At 52.9% G+C, this 21,975-nt stretch carries 17 protein-coding genes and 1 pseudogene; all 18 read right to left on the reverse strand.

Annotated elements, in window-relative coordinates:
- Positions 1-26: 26 nt before the first annotated feature.
- Positions 27-1,847 carry a nucleoside-diphosphate sugar epimerase/dehydratase gene (locus VDP79_RS08680; protein WP_323017811.1) on the reverse strand — a complete coding sequence of 607 codons (1,821 nt, stop codon included), beginning with the start codon at positions 1,845-1,847 and terminating at the stop codon, positions 27-29.
- Between the two features lie 10 nt (positions 1,848-1,857).
- Positions 1,858-3,033 carry a DegT/DnrJ/EryC1/StrS aminotransferase family protein gene (locus tag VDP79_RS08685; RefSeq protein WP_323017812.1) on the reverse strand — a complete coding sequence of 392 codons (1,176 nt, stop codon included), beginning with the start codon at positions 3,031-3,033 and terminating at the stop codon, positions 1,858-1,860.
- Positions 3,034-3,095: 62 nt separating this feature from the next.
- Positions 3,096-3,734 carry an acetyltransferase gene (locus VDP79_RS08690; protein WP_323017813.1) on the reverse strand — a complete coding sequence of 213 codons (639 nt, stop codon included), beginning with the start codon at positions 3,732-3,734 and terminating at the stop codon, positions 3,096-3,098.
- Positions 3,727-4,323, reverse strand: coding sequence for a sugar transferase (locus tag VDP79_RS08695; RefSeq protein ID WP_323017814.1), 597 nt, complete (start codon positions 4,321-4,323; stop codon positions 3,727-3,729). Before VDP79_RS08695 ends, VDP79_RS08690 begins: the two co-directional genes overlap by 8 nt.
- An 84-nt stretch (positions 4,324-4,407) precedes the next feature.
- Positions 4,408-5,553: a glycosyltransferase family 4 protein gene (locus VDP79_RS08700; RefSeq protein WP_323017815.1), complete on the reverse strand. Its 1,146-nt coding sequence runs from the start codon at positions 5,551-5,553 to the stop codon at positions 4,408-4,410.
- An 86-nt stretch (positions 5,554-5,639) separates the two neighbouring features.
- Positions 5,640-7,457, reverse strand: a complete 1,818-nt coding sequence (locus VDP79_RS08705) for a glucosamine 6-phosphate synthetase (protein WP_323017816.1) — start codon at positions 7,455-7,457, stop codon at positions 5,640-5,642.
- Between the two features lie 38 nt (positions 7,458-7,495).
- Positions 7,496-8,629 carry a glycosyltransferase family 4 protein gene (locus VDP79_RS08710; RefSeq protein WP_323017817.1) on the reverse strand — a complete coding sequence of 378 codons (1,134 nt, stop codon included), beginning with the start codon at positions 8,627-8,629 and terminating at the stop codon, positions 7,496-7,498.
- Between the two features lie 101 nt (positions 8,630-8,730).
- Entirely contained in the window at positions 8,731-9,879 is a 1,149-nt protein-coding gene (locus tag VDP79_RS08715) for an N-acetyl sugar amidotransferase (protein ID WP_323017818.1), read from the reverse strand.
- Positions 9,876-10,640 (reverse strand): AglZ/HisF2 family acetamidino modification protein, encoded by a 765-nt coding sequence (locus VDP79_RS08720; protein ID WP_323017819.1) that lies wholly within the window; start codon positions 10,638-10,640, stop codon positions 9,876-9,878. Before VDP79_RS08720 ends, VDP79_RS08715 begins: the two co-directional genes overlap by 4 nt.
- Positions 10,634-11,257, reverse strand: a complete 624-nt coding sequence (gene hisH, locus VDP79_RS08725; RefSeq protein WP_323017820.1) for an imidazole glycerol phosphate synthase subunit HisH — start codon at positions 11,255-11,257, stop codon at positions 10,634-10,636. The genes VDP79_RS08720 and hisH overlap by 7 nt, the downstream gene beginning before the upstream one ends.
- A gap of 73 nt (positions 11,258-11,330) precedes the next feature.
- Entirely contained in the window at positions 11,331-12,479 is a 1,149-nt protein-coding gene (locus VDP79_RS08730; RefSeq protein ID WP_323017821.1) for a glycosyltransferase, read from the reverse strand.
- Positions 12,480-12,609: 130 nt separating this feature from the next.
- Complete coding sequence (asnB, locus tag VDP79_RS08735; RefSeq protein ID WP_323017822.1) at positions 12,610-14,496, reverse strand: asparagine synthase (glutamine-hydrolyzing); 1,887 nt, start codon at positions 14,494-14,496, stop codon at positions 12,610-12,612.
- Between the two features lies 1 nt (position 14,497).
- Positions 14,498-15,811, reverse strand: coding sequence for a hypothetical protein (locus VDP79_RS08740; RefSeq protein ID WP_323017823.1), 1,314 nt, complete (start codon positions 15,809-15,811; stop codon positions 14,498-14,500).
- A 157-nt stretch (positions 15,812-15,968) separates the two neighbouring features.
- Positions 15,969-17,186 carry a hypothetical protein gene (locus tag VDP79_RS08745; RefSeq protein ID WP_323017824.1) on the reverse strand — a complete coding sequence of 406 codons (1,218 nt, stop codon included), beginning with the start codon at positions 17,184-17,186 and terminating at the stop codon, positions 15,969-15,971.
- A 353-nt stretch (positions 17,187-17,539) separates the two neighbouring features.
- Positions 17,540-18,747, reverse strand: a pseudogene (locus VDP79_RS08750) (IS3 family transposase).
- Positions 18,748-18,926: 179 nt separating this feature from the next.
- Positions 18,927-20,711 (reverse strand): ABC transporter ATP-binding protein, encoded by a 1,785-nt coding sequence (locus VDP79_RS08755; protein ID WP_323017825.1) that lies wholly within the window; start codon positions 20,709-20,711, stop codon positions 18,927-18,929.
- Positions 20,692-21,024 (reverse strand): MarR family EPS-associated transcriptional regulator, encoded by a 333-nt coding sequence (locus VDP79_RS08760; protein ID WP_323017826.1) that lies wholly within the window; start codon positions 21,022-21,024, stop codon positions 20,692-20,694. The genes VDP79_RS08755 and VDP79_RS08760 overlap by 20 nt, the downstream gene beginning before the upstream one ends.
- Entirely contained in the window at positions 21,021-21,965 is a 945-nt protein-coding gene (locus tag VDP79_RS08765; protein WP_323017827.1) for a Gfo/Idh/MocA family oxidoreductase, read from the reverse strand. The genes VDP79_RS08760 and VDP79_RS08765 overlap by 4 nt, the downstream gene beginning before the upstream one ends.
- Between the last annotated feature and the right edge of the window lie 10 nt (positions 21,966-21,975).

The following is a 21,975-nucleotide window of genomic DNA, read 5'->3' on the forward strand; positions in this document are numbered from 1 at the left end:
AGGTGTTTAGCATTTCTCCCAAAACATCACCCCCTAGGCTCATACTCCGGCACCCAGCGCTTCAGCCCTGTGCGCACATCATCATCCATCTGAGGCTCCTGCGCCAACCACCCTTGCACTTCCTCATAGAACCCCTCCGGCACTGCCCGGGATCTCGCAATACGCAGCTTTTCGTGCGGGGTCGGCAAGGTTTCCTCTGCGTCGGCCAGCAGTTCCTCGTACAGCTTCTCGCCGGGGCGCAGGCCGGTGAACTCGATACTGATCTCGTCTTCGGTGAAGCCTGACAGGCGAATCATGTTGCGGGCCAGGTCCACGATCCGGACCGGTTCACCCATATCCAGAACAAAAATCTCGCCACCCTTGCCCATGGCTGCCGCCTGCAGGACCAATTGGGCGGCTTCGGGGATGGACATGAAATACCGGTTGATTTCCGGGTGCGTGACAGTCACCGGGCCCCCATGCGCGATCTGGGACTGGAATTTAGGGATCACGCTGCCGGTACTGCCCAGTACATTGCCAAAGCGCACAATATGGAATCGTGTCGTGCCCGGGCCGTTCTGCAGGACCTCGCAGACCATTTCGGCCACGCGCTTGGTGGCGCCCATCACATTGGTGGGATTGACGGCCTTGTCTGTGGAAATCAGCACGAAGCGTTCCGCGCCGGCATCACGAGCCGCTTGCGCCACGGTCAGCGTACCGGCGACATTGTTGCGCACGGCCTGCCAGGCATTGCCGATCTCCATCAAAGGGACATGCTTGTAAGCAGCCGCATGAAACACCACCTGGGGATGATGATCAACAAAGACCTGGGCCATACGCGCAGCGTCCTTCACATCGCCCGCCAGGCGCACGATGGGGATCTCCGGTCGATGTTCGCCAAACCACTGCTCGATCATGTACAGGGCAAATTCGCTGGTTTCCAGCAGGACGATACTGGCCGGCTGGAAACGCGACAATTGACGGCATAATTCACTGCCGATGGATCCGCCTGCCCCCGTCACCAGAATGCGCTTGCCGGTCAGCATGGCCTGGACATTTTCGTTGTCGATCCGGACGGACTCCCGACCCAGCAGGTCCTCGATCTTGACCGGGCGCATCATGTTGATGGCGACGCGGCCACTCATCAGTTCAGCCAACCCGGGAATCGTGAACAACGCCGCACCGGCCTCGGTCGCCAGCCGCGTCACCGCCTGCAAGGCCTCGGCGGATGCAGAGGGCATCGCCAGGATGACATGCCGGGCGCCATGCCGTTTCAGGATAGCGGGCAAGTCCGTCGTTGGCCCTTCGACACGGCAGCCGTTCAGGTCCAGACCGCGCTTATGCCGATCATCATCCGCCAGCGCCACGACCCTCCAACTGGGGCTGCGCGCCAGTTCACGCATCAACATGGCGCCCGCCGTCCCCGCCCCGACAAGCACCACCGGTTTGCGCTCGGCGTCGGACACCGGCGCCAACCGGGATTCCTTCCACAGGCGCCAGGCGATCCGCCCGCCGCCCATGATCATGATCAACAGCAAGGGATAGAGCAGCACGATCGATCGGGGGATCAACAGCCAGGCGCCGCCAAAGGCTGCCAAGGCCAGTACCGCGACCACAGACACCGCCACCGCCCGGATCAGGCGGCTCAAGTCCGGCAGACTGGCGAAACTCCACATCCCCCGATATAAACCTGCCCAACGGCATGCAATCAGCTGGACAAACATCAAGACCAGCACGCCATAGTAGATCTCCGCATCAAACACATGCGGCCATTCCAGATTGAAGCGCAGCAGAAAGGCACCCACCCAAGCCACGAGCACCGCGACCAGGTCGAATGCGAAGACCAAAAGCGACCGGACATTGATCATGCGGCGGCCCTCATGCCGTTGCCTGCGCCATCACGGCGCTCAGGGCCTTGCATGTCTTGTCGATATGTTCATCCTGCAAAGTCGGATGCACCAGGAACATCAGGCTGGTGTCGCCCAATTCACGGGCCACCGGCAGACGATCCATCGGGCGGAAGTCCGTGCCGTCAAATGCTTTTTCCAGATAGATCTCGGAACAGGATCCCGAATACACCGGCACGCCCTGGTCCGCGATGGCCTGCAGGATGCGTTCCCTCGTCCACCCCGGCGCCAGCGCGCCCAGGTCCAGGAAAACATAGCATTTATAGGCTGCGTGATCGATGGAATCCGGCACCGCGGGCACCCGCAGACCAGGCAGCGTCCGGGCGTGTTCCCAGATCCGCCGGGCATGGCGCAGACGCGCCGCCTGCCAATCCGCCATGCGCCGCAGCTGAATGCGCCCGATGGCGGCCTGGACCTCGATCATGCGCCAGTTGGTGCCGAACGATTCGTGCAGCCAGCGGTAGCCGGGCGGATGCTGCCGTTCGTAGACGGCATCCCAGGATTTGCCGTGATCCTTGTAGGCCCACATGCGCTTCCACAGGTCGGTATCGTCGGTCGTGACCATGCCGCCCTCGCCGCCTGTGGTCATGATCTTGTCCTGACAGAACGACCAGGCCCCCACGTGGCCGATGGAGCCCACCGGGCGGCCCTTGCAGCGTGCACCGTGCGCCTGGGCGCAGTCCTCGATCACGAGCAGATTGCGCTCGCGCGCCAAGTCCATGATGGAATCCATGTCGCAGGGCCAGCCCGCCAGGTGCACGCAGATCACCGCCCGGGTGCACGGGGTCAGCACGGCACGGATCGTGTCGGCGGTGATGTTCTGGGAATCGGGATCGACGTCGGCAAACACGGGGACCGCCCCCGCATTGACGATACAGGATGCGGACGCCAGGAACGTGCGGGGCGTGACGATGACCTCGTCCCCCGCTCCGATGCCCAGTCCCTGCAGGGCCAGATCCAGCGCCACTGTGCCGTTGGCCAGCGCAATCGCGTGGCGGGTGCCCGCCCAGGCGGCGAATTCGCGTTCGAATTCACGGCATTCCTGGCCGGTCCAGTAGTTCACGCGATTGGACAGGACCACATCGCGGGCGGCGTCGGCTTCTTCAGCCGTGAACGAAGGCCAAGGGGGAAAGGGGGTGTTCAGCACATCGGCATCCAGCTATTCTGAGGTAAGCCATTGTAAGCCGGGCACGGACAATTTCCCCCGACTTAGAGGGGCCGGGCCGGAACCCCGACCACCGTCAAGCCATCGGCGACATCCGACACCACGGCGGCACCGGCGCCCACCATGGCGCCAGAACCGATGCGCACCCCCTGGCGCACCGACGCGCCAATCCCGACCCAGGAACGATCACCGACCCGCACATCGCCAGCCAGATGGGCGCCTGGGCTGATGTGCACGGCTTCACCCAGGATGCAATCATGATCCACGCTGCATGCCGTGTTCAAAATCGCGCCCGAACCGATCACCGCATCGGCATTCACCACGACGCCCGCCAGGGCCACCGTGCCCACCCCCACATCGGCAGACCCGGAGATGCAGGCCTTCGGGTGCAGGATGGACACCACCTTGGCCCCCGCCTGTCGCAACTGCGTCAACAAGTCCAGGCGGATCTGATTATTCCCAATGGCGACCACTACCCCATCCAGGCGACTCAATGCGCTCAACAATGCCGCATCGTCCCCCGTAATCGCCCAGCGACCGACCTGCCGCTTGCCCGGCCAGGCCCGATCATAAAATTCCACCGCGCCCCAGCCTGCCGCCAACGCGGCTTCGGCCACGACCTTGCCGTGGCCGCTGGCCCCCACGATCGCCAAGGTCTGACCAACCTGAGCTTGCCTATTCATGACGCCCCGTAAATTTTGACATCGTCGCCTCGCCCGCCGCACTGATCCCGTCGCGGACCAGCACCTTTTTCACCGTCAGGTAGAGGATCTTGAGATCCAGCCCCAGCGACTGATTATCTACGTACCATACATCCAGACGGAATTTTTCTTCCCAACTGAGCGCATTGCGCCCATTGATCTGCGCCCAGCCAGTGACGCCAGGGCGCACCTCGTGGCGGCGCGCCTGTTCCGACGAATAAAGCGGCAGATATTCCATCAGCAAGGGGCGCGGCCCCACCAGGCTCATGTCGCCCTTCAGCACATTCCAGAGTTCGGGCAATTCATCCAGGCTGGTCGCACGCAGCCAGCGGCCAAACGGCGTCATCCGTTCCGCGTCCGGCAATGGCTGGCCGTCAGCGCCTATAGCATCCCGCATCGTGCGGAACTTGGTCATGCGGAAGGGGCGGCCCTGCAGGCCTGGGCGCACTTGATGGAACAGCACGGGGCTGCCCAAGCGGCGTCTGATCATCCATGCCAGGATCAGGATCACTGGTGACAGGATCAATAACCCCAAGCTTGCTCCCAACATGTCTAATAATCTTTTCAACACGAAGCTCTCTATGCTCTCGAAGGGTACATCCACTCAACACCGACAGCCTGAGAGCTCCTGCAGACCACGACACTGCTGGCTGTACTAGCGCTCGACCGGGAACAAGATATCCAGATACCGGGCGGCCAGCACAGGATATCGCCGGTGCTGCAGAACCCAGTCCCGGCCCTTTTGGCCCACAGCCTGCCGCTGATCGACCGGCATGGCCGCATAACGCAGGATCTCCCGTCTGAGCGCCTCTGCATCTCCGGCAGGAACATAACACCCGCAGTCAGCTTCGTCGATCATCGACGGATACCCGGTATAGGATGCCACCACCGGTTTACCAGCAAGCATGTAGTCGATGACCTTGTTCAAGGACTGCCCATAACGCCAGACCTTGGAAGGATGCACCGAAAAATACAGCAGGCTGCATCGGGACAATACGGACTGAACCTGCTGCTTTGGCACTCTGGGCGCAAAGATCAGATTACGCACATGCGCATATTTCTGCTGGTAGCCGGCTCGGAGATCACCATCCCCCACAATCACGAAACAAATGTCCGGATGGTGCTGAAAGGATTGGGCGCACTCCATGAACACATCCAGGGCGTTGGTGATTCCAATCGTCCCCGCATGCGCAACAATGAACTTGCCCTCAGGCAGATAGGCATCAATATACTCCTGAGACAAAGGGGAGGCCTCTGCAAGAGAAGCCTCATCCACGCCCATCGGGATGCAGTGAACCGTACGGGCATAACCCAACACATTCCGCACATGCTCACCCAGGTTGGGCATCGTGCCCACCACCTCATCAGCGTGGCGGTATCCCAGCCGCTCTATCATCCCCAGGCCCAGCACCAAAGGATTCCAACGGCTGAAGCCGCCTTCCTCCGTAATGGTCAGGGGCCAAATGTCCCTAATTTCCAGGACGAGCCGACACCGATATTTCCGGCGAAGCCAGAAGCCGTTCAGGATCGTCAACAGGGACAAACTGGAAACCACGATCGCATCCGGCTTCGGCAGAGATGACTTAGGCATCCGCCACAACCGGAATTCAAAATCCAGCCAGCTCAGGATTCGCCGCATCGACTTGGCCACCGAATATTTCATCGTGCGAATCCAGCATAGGGTCATACCTTCGACTTCCTGAACCAATACGGATTGAGTCAGGCTGGGCACCCGTGCCAATTGATTAGAATCGGAAGTCAAGATCACACATCTGTTGCCCACGCGTGCCAACTCGCGCATGAGCAAGTATCCGCGCCCCCCCGAACTGTTATTGGCAGGTGGAGACACATATTTGGAAACATACCAGATGCAGCGCCCGGAATGACTCACGCGCTCACCAGACGAGGAATGCGGTTCACCACGGAGATCACCTCCTTGAAATCCATACCCAGCGTATCCAGATACCACTTGATGTTCGGATAGCGCGGCTGATTCTCTTCCCTGACCATTTCCAGCGCCTCTTCGCGCGTCAGGTCTCCCTCACGGATCTGGTTGCTGCGGAAGGTGTCATGTTCTGTAAAGCCAGCCACTGTGTAGTAGACATAGTTATAGAAAGCAGCCGTGCCGTCACCGATACGCCATGTAGTCGATGTATCAGGCGCTCTCTCCCATTGATATTGATCCAGAGTAGCATCCACTTGCTTCTCATCCCAACGCCAATAGTCGAACAGATGAAAATAGTCGCTCTTTTTAGTAAAGCTGCGGTAGTATTCCCCCGACAACGTATCCCATAGGGAACTATTAAAGTAGCCCGGACTTTGCAACATGGACCGAAACCGTAGCCGCTGATAACGCAACTGTTTCATAAGACCATGGGAATACACCCGCTCCTCTTCGAAGTAAGGCGGCACTCCAAGAAATCCGGCCTTGAAATGAGTGACCTCCAGCGGATTCACACCCCACAAATTCAGGGAAACGCCAGTCTGTTTCTTGATGGTTTCTACGTGCTTGAAGAAATGTTTGTCCCCTGCGGTCAGCACACTGATCATGCCCAGATGGGGGGCCTTCAACCAAGCCTTTAAATTCATCGCAATATTTCTGCGTTTCTTCCTAATATCCGCGGCAACAATGATGTTCTCGACGCCCAGGCTGGCGGACATGCGGCTGACATTCCTTCGCCCAAGATCTGTGACCATACCCCAATCATAGGTATAGGTAATGGGGCGCATCTTCAACTCATTGACGATCAGATGCAGCCCATAGCAACTGTCCCGACCACCTGAAAAAGGCACGATACACTCGGCGCCCTGAGTCCGTCGATAGGGTCCCAACAGGGCAAGCAACTCCTCTTTCGGCTTTGGCCTATTTCTGGGTTTGTAGTTATGGCAATAATTGCAGACCCCAGCCGCATCGAAACGAATGAACGGCATGCTCTCTGGCAACAAGCACTTGTTGCAGCGCTTCAGCTTGTACTCAGGGTACTCCAGCAGACATTCCTCGCTGGCGGTCGAGCCCAGAGCCGGTATCAAAGCCGGACGCGTCCCAGCCTGATCGGACACGGCAACCGGCGTATTTGAAACCGGAATGTCAATAAACACCGCATCGCGCACCTGCCGCACATCGGTGCAATGCATTTCCTCCAAGGGATACGATTCGGAAGCATAAACCTGCACACCATTCTTCTGACCAAGGAATAAACTGCCGTTATTTGAAAACAGGCACAATTTCCCCTGTCGCGGCAGCACCAGCGCACATGCGACCACGCCTTCGCACACTGCAAGAATCTTCTCCGGCAGTTCCTCTACCGGCACACCGTCCTTCAGCGATTGCAACGTCAGCGCCGCAATGATCTCCGTATCAATCAACAGGCGCCTGGGCTCTCTCGACAGAGGCCATAATTCTTCAACATTGACAATGATTCCATTGTGGAACACACAGACATCGTCACGCACGACCGGCTGATTATCCGCCTGCCCATTGGTAACCAGACGACTGTGGCCAAAAATCACGGGGCCGGATGGCCTGCCCAGCTGCTTCCAGAGGCGCACCACCCCAAAATCGGCACGGTCAACTCGATAACCATGCCCGTCATAGCGCATCAATCCGCTGGAGTCCATGCCGCGTTGCTGGGCATGAGTCACCAGGCAACGCAAATCACTCTCTGCCAGAGAGCCTGCACCAACGACCCCAAAAATTCCACACATTTTTTTAGTTCCAATATGATAAAAAGAAGCCGCGGCAGTCAGCTGGACGCTCTTTCTGTTTTTGAAAGTCCCTGATAAAAGTCCAGCAACTTTTTCTCTTCTATGCCCCAGTTAAAGCGTTCAAGGACAGCTTGGCGACCATTCATTCCCATCTTCACAGCGCGATCCGGGTCCGCCAGCAAGTCGTCAATGGCCCGCGCAATAGCTCGTGGATCAAGCGGATCGACGCAAACGCCGCACCCCGCAGATTCGATGATGCTACGCCACAACGGAAAATCCGAAGCGATGACAGGAATCCCCGCCGCCATGTATTCAAACATCTTGATAGGCAGGGCATCCACATAGTTCACGGTTGGATGCAGTGTGACCAGGCCGATACTGGAACGAGCTAGTACCTGGCGAACTCCTGTCCTGTTCTGTTGCCCCCACGCCTTGACGCTAGACCACTCAGGAGATGCCCGTAGCCGGGCTTCTACTTCCGGTTCGATAAATGAGCCGACGAGATTGAGGCAAACATCACGCTGCGTCACATATCCCATAGCTCGCACAATTTCCTGGATCCCTCGAATGGCCGCCATTCCTCCGACATAGCAGATATCCATGCCGGTACGTAAAGAATCACCCACGGAATCCAACTCCCCCAACAGAGGAAAGTTGTTCACGTCCACGGCTCGTTGAGCGCAAACCATAAACTTATCCCGTATCGTCGGCGTCGCACCAACCACTCCGCTCAATCGGCTACACACATAGCGCTCATACACGGAAACCACGCGAGAAATAGCGTGGCGTGTCCAAGGTGGAAGGTAGTGCTTGGTTAGAATCTGTTTGGGTACATCTTCATGAGCATCAAAAATAACCTTGCAACCGCCCTTTCGCAATGCAAGCGCAATGATCAGGAGCTCTGGATCATGCAAGTGATAGACATCGGCATGGATCGATTTCGCCAATTTCAGCAACCGCTTGGGTGCTTTAAGCATTCGCCTGACTCGGCCATCAAATCGACCGGCATCCACAATGGATACCATGTCGGTTCCCTGACAGGGCTGATCTCCTAGACCATCCGCCACGAGCAGGGTCACTTCATGTCCATACCGAGCCAGACTGGCGCACTCTTTCAGGAAAATACGGACGTCACCGCGCGAGTGAGCTGAGGTGATATGGACAACCCGCATAAATTTTCTCAAATTACAAATTAGGAATCATGATGGATTGTTGTTTCCCATCAAAAGCGAACCTCATCAAACTTGTTCGCTTTCTGCCAACGCAGCATGATCTATGAATAGTTTCCAATTCTTTTGCGAGAGAACTGTTCCACCAATTGTTGTGCTTTTTTGACAGCCATGTACTTTCTATCCCAGTTCTTATATTCCGCATAGTCTTTTCCGGGAGGGGTAGAAAGCGCATCTAACTCTTCCACCGAAATTCTCAGCTTCTTGGCGATGTACGTTTTATCTTCCACGAGCTCATGCGAATCATACAGCGGCTGCTCTAGCAACAGTAACGCCTCATCCCGCCCCATTTGGCCACTGAGAACCTGGCTGGCCAAATGCGGTCGGCGCTTATCATAACCAAATTTCTTCGGAAGATAGTAATTTTGAAAAAATTTAGTAAAGATCGACTCCCCGTGTTTTCTCCCGTAGTCCTTATATCCAATCCTCCCCTTAAGATAGCCCAACGCCTCATTCTTATCATACGCCATATAATTAAGCGGACGGACAGTCCTCATCTTGCGAATAAACGGAAAATAAAAATAATACTGAGAAAAACTCATGAGCGGAAAAGTACGTAGTGGCGCAGTACCAAATCTTTTATGAATAGCCATCAGATTATCCAAATCCATGGCTGAATGATGCCACGCGCCAGGAAAAACAGACTCAGTAGCAATATTACCTCCACTAATCACATACCTAATCCGGTTTTTCACAGCGAACTTATACAGCGCGGCAAAGAAGGCATGATCTTGAGGTGCGTCCTGGTTGGCGATACCCGATCTCAGATACGCAACCTGTAGATCCCTCATCTCCCCCCATTGGATTACTTGCGTATGCAAATCATATCCGCAATAGTCAACAACACGCTCAATATTGTGTACAGCAAGCTCGCTGTTCCACCCACCATCAACGTGAACCACCAACGGACGCAGTGAATAATCCTTGATCTTCAATGCAAGATAGGAACTATCTATGCCGCCACTCAGGCCCATAATGCAATCGTATTCCTGATTCTTGCCTTCCTTCCTGATTCCATCACAAATAACCGACAATCTTTGCTCACCATCCTTTCCTGGGAACCAATTTTTTGATGTCTCGGCATCAAATTTGTGGCAATGACTGCATACACCAACATCATCGAAATCGATCTCTGGATCAGATGTATCCATCACACAGCGTGAACATACCTGGTATTGCCTTTCCACTTTCACTCTCGTTCCTTAAAGGCGGCCAAGAGATCCGAATACTTCGGATATGTAATTAATACCGCCTTCCACTTTCCATGAAAAACAAACATGCTGCCCGCAGCCACCGCAGAAGCCCCAGCCATTACCGCATGCCTCATGTCCTCGACAGATCCAGCCCCTCCAGACGCCACAACGGGCAGAGAGACGGACGCTGAGATCCTTGAAATCAATTCGAGATCATACCCTCTGAGCGTGCCATCACGATCCGCAGAACATATGATCAATTCACCCGCTCCGGCCTCCTCCAACTGTCTCGCATGGATAACAGGGTCCATCTTCGTATTGCAGGTACCAGATCTGGTGTAGACCTCATACTTTCCCAGCAACGATCTGCGCACATCGATAGATGCCACAACGCTCTGTGAGCCGGCAATGCGGCTAGCATCTCTTATGAAATTCAAATCAAGTGCGCCCGTATTTATGATGGCCTTTTCCACTCCGACTTTGAATAGACGCTCTATATCAATCACCTTCGTCAGACCGCCGCCATAGCCAAAGGGCATGAAGGCCTCAGACGCAATATCTGCCAAAAATCCATAATCTGGTTTACTACCATTCTGGTTGGCCATAATGTCAAAGAACACAAGCTCATCAACCTCTTTGGTGTTCAATATCTTGACAACGTTTATCGGATCCCCAACATATCTATGATCGCGAAACTTCTCCCCCTTGACCAGCCCCTGATCTTTCAACAGGAGCACAGGTATGACTCTGATACTCAGCACGCTATGCTCATGAAGCTATTAAATACACTCAAGCCGAATTTATGGCTTTTCTCAGGATGAAACTGGGTAGCAAGAATGTTGCCACGCTGAATCGCGCAAGTGAAATCGTACCCATAATGACATGTCGCAGCCACATCCGCGTCATCACGGCACACCACATGATAGGAGTGCGCAAAATAGAATCTCTGCTCTTCATCGGATTCGCAAGATAACCAGGCGCCTTGACGCGGACTGACCCGATTCCAGCCCATATGTGGTATTTTCAATTTCCCATCTTCAAAATCTTTTCCTGAAAATCGTCTCACATCTCCCTGGACAAAACTCAATCCTGGAAGCCGCCCTTCTTCACTTGACTCAAACAAGAGTTGCATGCCCAGACACACACCAAGAAAAGGAATTTTTTTAGCCAGGACAAAATCATTCAGATCTTCTATCAAGCCAAGCTCGCTTAACTTCCCCATCGCGTTGTCGAATGCCCCCACTCCAGGCAATACAATTCCGGTCAGACCATCCCGCCCGCGAAGCGAAGACACTATCATTGCATCCCCTCCGATCTTGCGAAACATATTTTTTATGGAAGCAACATTCCCCATTCCATATTCAAGAATTGCTATCATAGCCGCAGAGATTAATATCTATCCACAAGAGGAAGAAATCAAAAAACGAAGCGCCCAATGTGTCGGACAATCCCTATACCGGATACACGCCCATTGACGCATAGCCCTCCAATAGGTGCACCTCTTGCACTTCCCACGAATGACAAAGCGCAGCTTTATAGGCACGCTCCCCACCTTCGCGGAACTTGACGTTAGAAACCATCTGATCGACAGACAGGTTAATTCCGGCAGGCGTCATATCCGACAAAACCACGCCAATATTCCATTTTCTCACGAAGTCCGCCATGTCCTTCGTTTGTGAGACCATTACAGGCAGGCCCGCCATCGCATACTCAAACAACTTATTGGGCATGCAATATAGATAGCTCAAACAACTGGGCTCTATCAAAGACACACCGACATCTGCTGAAGACGTCCAGCCCAGCAATTCTCGGGGAGGCACAGCCTGACGATAAAATATTCTTTCACACTGCTGCGATGCATCGACAACATCCGCCAATAGCTCGCCATAGCCCATGAAAACTATGACAGCATTATTGTCCATCCTGACCTTGAACGCATCCATCAGAGCTTTCACACCTCGACCACGAGTCAGCCCTCCCTGATACAAAAAAATCAACTGGTTATCGGAAATGTTCAATTCCCTCCTGAGCTTATTCGAGCTTTCAGGAACGATGCGGCGAGGTGAATTCATGACTACAAAAGGCCGTTTTATCGAGTATTCCTTCTGATACCAGTCCGCAATACTCTCACTCACAACGATCACCAAGGAACATGATCCGATGAAGCATCGCTCTATCCCCTTCGCCACCCTCTGTTTCACCCCACGAAGCCACACCACCTCCGTCTCCAGTTCATGCGCATCATAAACAAGCTTACTACCACAGAGCATTTTCACCGACCAGCCGACAGGTAGCAGAGCCAGTGTATGAACATTGATGACACCCGGGCGGAACAGATACGCCTGAAGCATGGCCCGGATGAAAAACTCCACGAACTTGACAGCTTGAAATAATATATTTCTAGGTAAATGCCTAGTCCTTAACCGGATTCTGACCACATCCACCCCAGCCGCGACCGTCTCACGTTCAGGTAGATCATCTGCCCCTAGGGCTACGACACGGACCTTGTTGAACAAACCAAGAGAAACCAGAGAGGTTGTTTCCTTGATAACCCTACTCTCATTCCTGAACTCAGTCAGCGTGATATGAATATTATTCATCTTAAGAATATTTGATGCCATTATTCCAAGGGAAATAATCAATCAGAACGCATGCCAACTGCCCACCACTCAGGGTATCAAGCGCATCATCCTCACCGATATGAAATTCGATCCGAAGCTTACGATTCTCTCAGACAGTGAGGCATGCCCGCCAGCGATAAAAATTGATCCAGCGCCAAACCTGCCATGTGAAGGGCCGCCTGCCTGCAACGACCTCGTCAAATTGCGTCAGCAAAACATCACGGTGAATGAAAGGAATCGAGACATCCTCGCTCAACCATTCTCTGACCTTCCCCGCAATCGAGAGAATCCATTCCTTCTCTGGTGGCTCGAACCCGATCTTATCTTTGCGGAACAGGACTTCATCTGGCACGATGCCTCGCATCGCCTCGCGGAAGATATGCTTAGTTTCCCCACGCGCTGAAACCAGATAATTTTCCGGCATGGACAACATAAGCTCAACCAATTCAACCGAGAGAAAAGGCACACGGCTTTCCACTGAGAAACGCATTGAATTACGGTCGCCATGGCGCAATAGTGCAGGCAATCCATGCTTGGTCAACATATTCGCCATCTGAGCCACCATGCGCCTCCCGCTGGCACTACTTCCGGATCGAAACCGCCCGACCCGATGGGCGATATTCATCTCATCAACGGTGTCCTGAATGACCCAGCTCGGCACCCGATTCATCCCTGCAGCCCAGCGCATCAATTCATGCACAGATCCCGTACTAAGCTCCGCCAAGAGCGCCCGTAACCCTGAGGCTTTGCTGCGTCCTGGCCACTTCGCCCAGGAACCGATAAAGGACAATGCAGCTCCGAGGCGGCGCTCATCCAGCAGGCTATGCGCCCTCTCGCCCGGAAATCCGGTATATCCTCCCAGGATTTCGTCCGCCCCTTGCCCATCCAACGTGACTCTCACGCCGCTACTGCTCGCTAACTGGTTGACACGATACTGAGCGTAAATGCTCATGCTACCAAACGGCTCCCCTTGCGCATGTATCAGGTCGTCGATGTCTCGCACCAACTCGCCAGGAGCAATGACCAATTTATGCGCTTTGGCTTGAATTTTCTGGTTAACGATGTCAACCCAGCGCTCCTCGTCAACCGGACTGCCTCTGGCGACGAAGCTGAATGTGTTTATCGGCATCTGGGGATCGACATACCGCATGGCACATGCAACGGCAGACGAGTCAATCCCTCCGGATAAGGCAACACCAAGCGCAACATCGCTGCGCAGATGAAGACGAACACTGTTCAGAAAGCATTCTCTTATCCGCTCGGCTGCCTCACCCGGTGAAAGATCGATCCGTTCAGTGATCTGTGGCGCCCACCACTTTGACAACACTGGCGCCGCTCCCTCAGTCAAATCGAGAGTCATGAAGTGGCCAGACGGCAATTGCTTCACATCGGCAAAAAAAGTTTCCTCGCTATTATCATATTCACCATGGACAAGATAATCATAAGATCGCTGCCAGTTCACCTCCGCCTTGTGCAACTTGAGTGCCGTCAAAGCTCGAATCTCTGATGAGAATATGAAATTACCATCCTCCTCTGTATAGAAGAGTGGTTTGATGCCAAACGCATCGCGCACACAAGTCAGCGCAACTTCCTGCCTATCCAGGACTGCGAACGAAAACATTCCAATCAGGCGGCACAGGCAGTCGCGCCCCCAGGCAGTCCATGCAGTCAACAAGACTTCGGTATCGGATTCCGTACGGAAGACATAGCCTAGAGAGGTGAGCTCCGAACGAAGTTCCCGATAGTTATAAATCTCACCGTTATAAATAATGACGTAACGACCATCTGCGCTATGGAACGGCTGGTGCCCAGCATCTGAAAGGTCAATGATTGAGAGTCTAGTATGCCCCAGGATCAGGCACCCATCGAGGTAGGGGAAACTCTCTGCTCCAGAATCATCTGGACCACGATGCTGCAACGCACGTAACGCCGAGCGAATGCGCACATCCTGATTTGGAAGCCCCTTGCGTAAGAACGCGCCTAGAACACCACACATATCAGTCAGGAGACCTCAAAAAATTCAAAAATGCAGCCTCCAGGTCAGGGCGATGCCCCAATCCGAGGGCGCGAACACCATACCTATCGATCATCCGCGACACTACTTCCCTGCTGCCGGCCTTGCTTAAGCCGTAGCCATGTAGGAATATCGCCCCCTTTGGGTCATACCACCATGCGTCTGGAAGCGTGCCCTCCGTGAACAACTTCAGGTATCGCTGAGCAACAGCTCGCTCCCCCCAATGATCAAAGACAAAATTCTTTGCCCTTTCGCCAGCGGACTGTATTTCTGTAGGATCATCAAGCAACTCTCTCAGAGTTACATAAAGCTCATCCGGATCACAAACCAACATCGGCGGGAAACACTCTGGAGGGGTTATAACCTTCAATCTTTCCAAATCATATCCGGCGATCAAAGTAGACTTTCCCAAGCAAGCTGCCTCTGCCGCCAAACCGCTCATTGGAAGATCAGCATACACCTGATCCACCACCAAATCACAGGATTTCAATTCTTCAATAACCGCATCATTGCTTTTCCCAACTATCTCTACGAAATCTATTTCATATCCCTCCTGCAACAGATCGGCTATCATTTTTTTAATAATAGCCGTACCTTTCCCAGGAGCGTGGGATGGGGCATGCAAGATGCGCACCCTACGAGAAAAGACGCCATGACAGCAGCGATCATCAGCGGTAGACTTCTGCCGCTCTGTATACCGGAATCCTTGACTGACTCGCCCAATATAAAAAAGATTTATGAATTTCCGATCGGAATAATACGAAGATGATAAGGGAGAGCCAATTATCAAATCGGCATATTTCTCAAATCTTTTTATTCTCTTTTTCATCACAACAGAGCGACCAAGTAAAACATCAGACTCAGGCATCCTAGACGCGTGATCAAGCAAGGCACCATCAATATAGGGTGGCGTCATGTCTGATCCATGTGATAAGTTAGCAATTATCCTTTTCTTGAAAAATTTTAGAATCGGCAAATCAATGTTCCAACGCAAAAAGGAACACCCGAAGCCAAACAAAAACACGTCATACAGAAATATACAACGCAGCATGAAGATCGCCGACATTAACTCAATGGAAATTGAAATCGGGAGCCTCACAACCTTGGGTTTGTTCCGCCTATGAACATTTAGCCATCTTACTAGCGCCGGCAGCCTGGAACTCCCAAGATCGCCGCCATACCTCAAGTTTTCGTCGTTGAAAATATAGTAATCACAATCCACCCCGATAGCGCGCAAGGCAATGGCTAGATTTCTATACTGCCCGGCCACCTCATTCGGACCGATGAAGACACGCATTTACACGAACTCCACGAAATTTACCATATTCTAAACTTAGAAAAATTGCTCTTTAACTCGCGCCTGGCGGCGCTTGAATTTCAGAGGAATCTCCCCTATAGCCCATCTTTTCATCAAACACAAAATGCTATAGGAAATGCAGTGCATTACACCGAAATCAAGATGTATATAGGCCCAACCACGCCGACCTCACACTTTGCCAAGAATTTATTGACCTCAACGCCTCCTTGTCAGAAACGCTCATTCCCCCCCGCTCACGAGGATTAGCGATTATAGACTCCAACACCCCAGTGAGGCCATCAAAGTCGTCAAACGACAGGCACTTATTTCCTAAAGCGTTCAGCATCGGATATTCCAGCCAAGAGCCATTAATGACGATGGCCCCTGAATACAAATATTCAAGCATACTTGCAGATAAGGAATCCGTTATCTGGGCGTGAACAAAAATATCGATTTTACACCTTAGCAAGGCGCTACTATAGTCGTCTAAGAACTCGTTTATTATAGTCCAGGAACATCCCGAAGCCTCAAGCTCTCGATTAATTAAGCTGTAGTAAGAGCTATCCTCTGACTTACCATAGGAGAATTGCAGAATTAAGTGCAACCCTTTCTTATATTCTTTAGGCAAGCGCGCTATCGCCCTTATCACACCAACATGCTGCTGGGCCTCCGAGGCGTTATACCCGACAGCAACATGCAGCTTACACTCAGGAAACGACAATAAGTCTTTCGTCTCTAGCCTGAATTTTTCGTTATAAACCCTATCGATATAATCATAGCCAGATATACCAAACCCTATTGTTTTTAACTTATTCTTTTCCATATCCCCATAAAAACCAAAGTAGCAGGCGGTCAGCTTAGCTGACAAGCAAACAATATGATCTGCTCTTTCTCTTATTTTTTTATTACCCCCAGGCCTACCATTTCTCAATAGATCGCTACCCCAATAAGTTAATATTACCCTAGCGTTATATTTTTTGACTGAATTATAATAAATCAAATCGGAGTCATCAGAAACGTAATGAAAATGAACAATATCGAATTGATCCTGAGACGTTAGGAACTCTTTCACCCTCCTAGAAAGGAGATAATAATATATACGTTTGGACAAAAACCCGGGAAGAATAGATTTAGCTATTTCTCTGACGCCCTTCCGCCCACCCGTTTTCACGCCCCCCTCATCAACGCCTTCAGCTGCACGTCTTTGAGAGAACGGAGACGTATATACGCATACATTTTTTTCTCTATAGAATTCACTAAACATGCAGTTATCAGGAGAAAGGATCGAAAATTCTATCCTGGGATCATCACCAATATTATCTACATATTTTTTTAACCAAATGGAGTCAGCCGACCCAACAAGCAGAACCCGCATCACGACACCCCCGATTCAATAAATATATTGATTAATATACTATTCTTCGACACCCATGCACCACGCCAAGTGAGTTCGAAACCGTGTCGCAGATGCGCTGATAAAACTTAGCATAATGCTCCAATTTTTAATTAAATTTTAAGTTCGATATGCTCGCGCATGCGGAATCTCTGAGCGGAATCCAGGGTGATATACACAAGTCTAAATGATTCGACTACCACTCATCTCTGGCACCCTCCACACTTGGGACGCGCGAACAGGATTAACCCACGCCTAATGCTCAAAAATCCGACACTGCTATCTAAGCTTCTAAGAAAACAACTAGACTTGCCCCTGCATCACCGGACACAGAGTCACCCTTGGGTTGATAAATCCTGGTGATGCGTGAACTCCCTGGGGGATCTGTATTTCAACGCACTGTGGGGATACCGTTCGTTGTAATGTTCGAAGGCGGCCGCCAGATTCTGCAGCGCCGTGGACACATCTGGCTTGGACATAAAGGCGACATAATCATGCTTGATCGTCTTCACGAAGCTCTCGGCCATGCCATTGCTCTGGAGGCTGCGCACGGGCGTGGTCAGCGGTTTCAGGCCAATGCGTCTGGCGAGAACTCAAGCGTCTTGGCAGCGCTAGGTAGTCCCAGCCGTTGTCGCTCTGCTACTCGATCTGTTGCGGCACTTGACCAGCATTGCCGAACCGGTGCTCCAGCGCCGCCAGCATCACATCGCAGCTGTGTCCAGCGGTGGTCGCCGCCCAGCTCATGGCCTCGCGGTCGCAGCAATCCAAGGCGAAGGTCACCCGCAAGGGGCTGCCGCCGTCGCAGCGAAACTCGAACCCTTCAGAGCACCAGCGCTGATTGCTGCGCAGGACAGCGACCTGCCCATCGTGGCGCCGTGCGGGCATTTGAGGCCGCTTGCGACGCTCCAGCAGCAGGCCATGGTCACGCATTACCCGGTAAGACCCGTTTGGCGTTGACAGGCGGCTCCCGGCGCTGCTCCCGACCTCGCCGCACGAGCACCCAGATCCGGCGATAGTCGTAGCTGGGCAACTACCCGACATGCCGATGGATCTCTTCGACCAACTCCGCATCCTGCGTCAGGCGGGCCGTGCGGCCATCGCGCCAATCCGCTGATCGTGCCAGCCTGACTGCCATGTTCGAGCGCGCCACGCCGAGGACTTCACAGCCTCGTTTCACAGATCTTCCCCTGGCAATGAGGGCGAGCGCGCAATCCATTTTTTTTGAGCGGCCGTACTACTCCACCGCTTCACGCAGAATTTCGTTCTCCATGGTCTTCTTGCCCAGCATCCGCTGCAATTCTCGGATCTGCTTGAGTGCGTCGGCCAGCTCCGACAAGCCGCCGTCCTGGTACAGTTTGCGCCAGTGGAAAAGCTGGTTCGGGTTCAAGCCATGGCGGCGCGCCACCATCGAAACCGTCCGACCAGGCTCGTTGCTCTCGCGCACCATCACCAGCTTCTGCTCCACCAGCCAGCGCCGCCGGCGTTCCGGTTGGGTCAGTAATTCCATCACTTCCTGCTTGCTGTTGGTCATAAACACAGTCATACGCCTACTTGCTATTTTAGGCAGGCGAATGTGTATAGTGTTTCAAGGGCTGATCAAACACCCCCTTATCAAGGATGCTCGCACCAGTTCGAATGCGAATAAATCGACAACTCACAAGCGTCCGACGCCTACCCAGGAAGCGAATGCTGCACTCCGTCAAGAAACATCGCCAAAATAATTTAATTTTGTATGATATTACGATAATCCGTAATCTGTACGATACGCCCCTTACCAATCTCAATAACTTGATCGCACCTCTCTAATGTGGACAGACGATGAGCAATCATGAGAATAGTTAGGTTTCTGTCCAAGGAATCTATTGCATCCATTATTGCACGTTCGGTATCATTATCCAACGCACTGGTGGCTTCATCAAAGATGATTACCTGTGCCTGTTTGTATAGTGCCCGAGCAATACCAATACGCTGCCGTTGCCCACCTGACAACCGGACCCCTCTTTCGCCAACATGAGTACTATACCCATCTGGGAGAGACTCAATATAATCACAAATTTGCGCCTGCCGTGCCGCCTTTTTAACCCTCGTCATATCAATTTTACGGGCAGGCACACCAAATGCGATATTCTCAGATATGCTGCTGTCGGATAGATATATGGCCTGAGGCACATGAGCAATACGTCGTTGCCAAACACGTAAGTTCTCTGATTGAAGAGGCACACCATCAATCAAGATTCTACCCTCGGTAGGCGGCAACAAGCCCATGATTACATCTAATAATGTACTTTTCCCGCTTCCCGTCGTACCAATGAAACCTATCCTATGACCACAAGGAAGGTTCAGGTTGATATCCCTCAGTACATTTGCCCCCTCTGCCGCATAGCGGAAGCCAACCCCCTCGAGCTGAATGCCGCGTTCGAATGACAATGTTGTCGTGGCATTTTCCTGATACACAGATGCATCGATAGGCTGACCCAGCAGGGACAAGGCATCTCCGAGAGAATGCTGGCTGCTTCGTATGCTGACTAACGCCTGATACCCCTGTTGCAGCAGGGGTAGCATTCGCTGTGCGCCCAAAGCGAGCGCGCCTAAGGTCGTAATCGCGTTTGCCACCCCGCCCTCTTGCATGGCAAGCACATAAGCCAGAATAGCTATAAAGGCTATTCCCAATGCCTCGGCAGCAAAACGTGGCGCCCCCGCAATGAACAAACTGCTGGCCTGTGCATGCCGAAGAGGCACGTCGGCATTACGGTACGCCCCGCAGTAGCTTAGCTGGCTCCCGTCAATAAGCACATCCCGAATACCGCCCAACCCTTCCTGGAGAGCCTGGATCACTCGGGGTCCCTCCAACGAGACCCTTTCGCTATTCTCGGCAAGCCGGCGTTTCATGACAAACATGACCACGCCATAGATGACGCCGAACCCCAAAAACGCAGCCAAGGACATGACTGGATTAATAGCCATCAAAGCCACAAGAATGGAGCCGAGCATCAGAACCGAACTAATCAAGGTCAGCAGAGGCATTAATAATCCAGAAAGGATCAGACCTACTTTATTGGTAATGCCATTTATGATCTCGCTACTGTTTCTTGAAACATGAGCTAGGTAAGGCTGATACAAGGTGCGTCGATATACCTCATAACTAAAATCCGCGCTTATTGCGAACGATAGCCTTGTGCTCACATAAAGCATCAACAGTCGCATCCCTCCTGCCAATAACACCGCCAGAATAAAGACGGAGGTCACAGGCAACAACAGTTGCTCCGCAGTATGAATATCAAGCCAATGCAATACCGGTTGTATCAAAGCGATATGGAGAACCTTGTCTGGTGTAGTCAAAACCCCCAGAAATGGAAGAACAGCGCCTAAACTAAGCACTTCCGCAAATGAGGAACACACCATCAAAAGCATTAATATGCTCAGCTGATGTTTACGTCGCAGGCTCAGATGCCGCCAGAACCCTTGCACCAAACGCATGATAGATGCGCTAGGAATCGGCTGCGTCACGCTGCAATTCCTCTATTTCGTGCCGTAACAATTCATACTCCCGAACTTTTATTTTCAGGAAACGATGAGTCAAATCTGCTTTTGCAGCAATACCTGCAGGCGTTAGCAGATAGGCATAACCCAGCTTGTTCTCGCTATTTCTGAAGTTCTGCATCTTGATAAGCCCCTTATCTAGCAGAGCGCGCATGCAGTAATTGGTCTTACCCAGACTGATCCCCAGGACCTGCGATAAATCACGCTGGCTCAGCCCCGGGTCAGCCTCCAGCAAACGCAGAACCTTCAGGTGGTTTTCTTCGTAAACGCCGTCAGTCATTTTTTCAGGAACGGATGGTAATCACCCGTCAATGTGGTCAAGGGCGCATTGCGGATGGTGGATACGGTCTCGATGGCCACACGGTTTTCCTCCAACCCGAAGCCTCGGCCCGCCAGAATCTCTTCGTAACTGCGCGTATGCAGATCGGTGAAGCCGCCAGAGAACTCGATTTCCTCTCCATCCACCGTAATGGACCGGTAGGTACGCTGGCCGATAGCCTTTTGCGCATCCGGCACGTCGTTGTAATCCACGGACAAGAACCAGCGAACCCGCGCCCGCTCGTACTCCAAGTAGCCGCCCGCGTAGGTTTCCGCACTGGCATGCACAACGTTGGCCTGCAGTGCGCCGAAGATATAGTGCAGCATGTCAAAGAAGTGCACGCCGATGTTGGTGGCGATACCGCCGGATTTCTTCTCGTCGCCTTTCCAGGACTGCAGATACCAGTGGCCGCGGGACGTAATGTAAGTCAGATCAACTTCGTGCTTGCTGTCCTTTTTCTGCGCCGCGACCTTATCGCGCAAAGCCACGATAGCAGGATGTACGCGCAGTTGCAGAATGGTGTTAACCTTCCGGCCCGTGTCGCGCTCGATTTCCTGCAGGCCGTCGATATTCCAGGGATTCAGCACCAGCGGTTTCTCGCAGATTGCATCTGCGCCGGACCGCAAGGCAAAGCGCATGTGCGAATCATGCAAATAATTGGGTGAACAGATAGAGACATAGTCGATGTTTTCCGACTTGTCAGACCGGCGCATCTTGTCAATATGCCGATCGAAACGCTCGAATTCAGTGAAAAATTCAGCATCCGGGAAGTGGCTGTCAATGATGCCCACCGAATCATTAGGATCCAAGGCCGCAACCAGCCTGTTGCCAGTGTCCTTGATAGCTTTCATATGACGCGGGGCAATGTAGCCAGCGGCGCCGATCAGGGCGAAATTTTTCATGTCTCTCGTT

It is taken from the genome of Castellaniella sp. (genome assembly GCF_034675905.1).
In the GTDB taxonomy this organism is placed as follows: domain Bacteria; phylum Pseudomonadota; class Gammaproteobacteria; order Burkholderiales; family Burkholderiaceae_B; genus Castellaniella.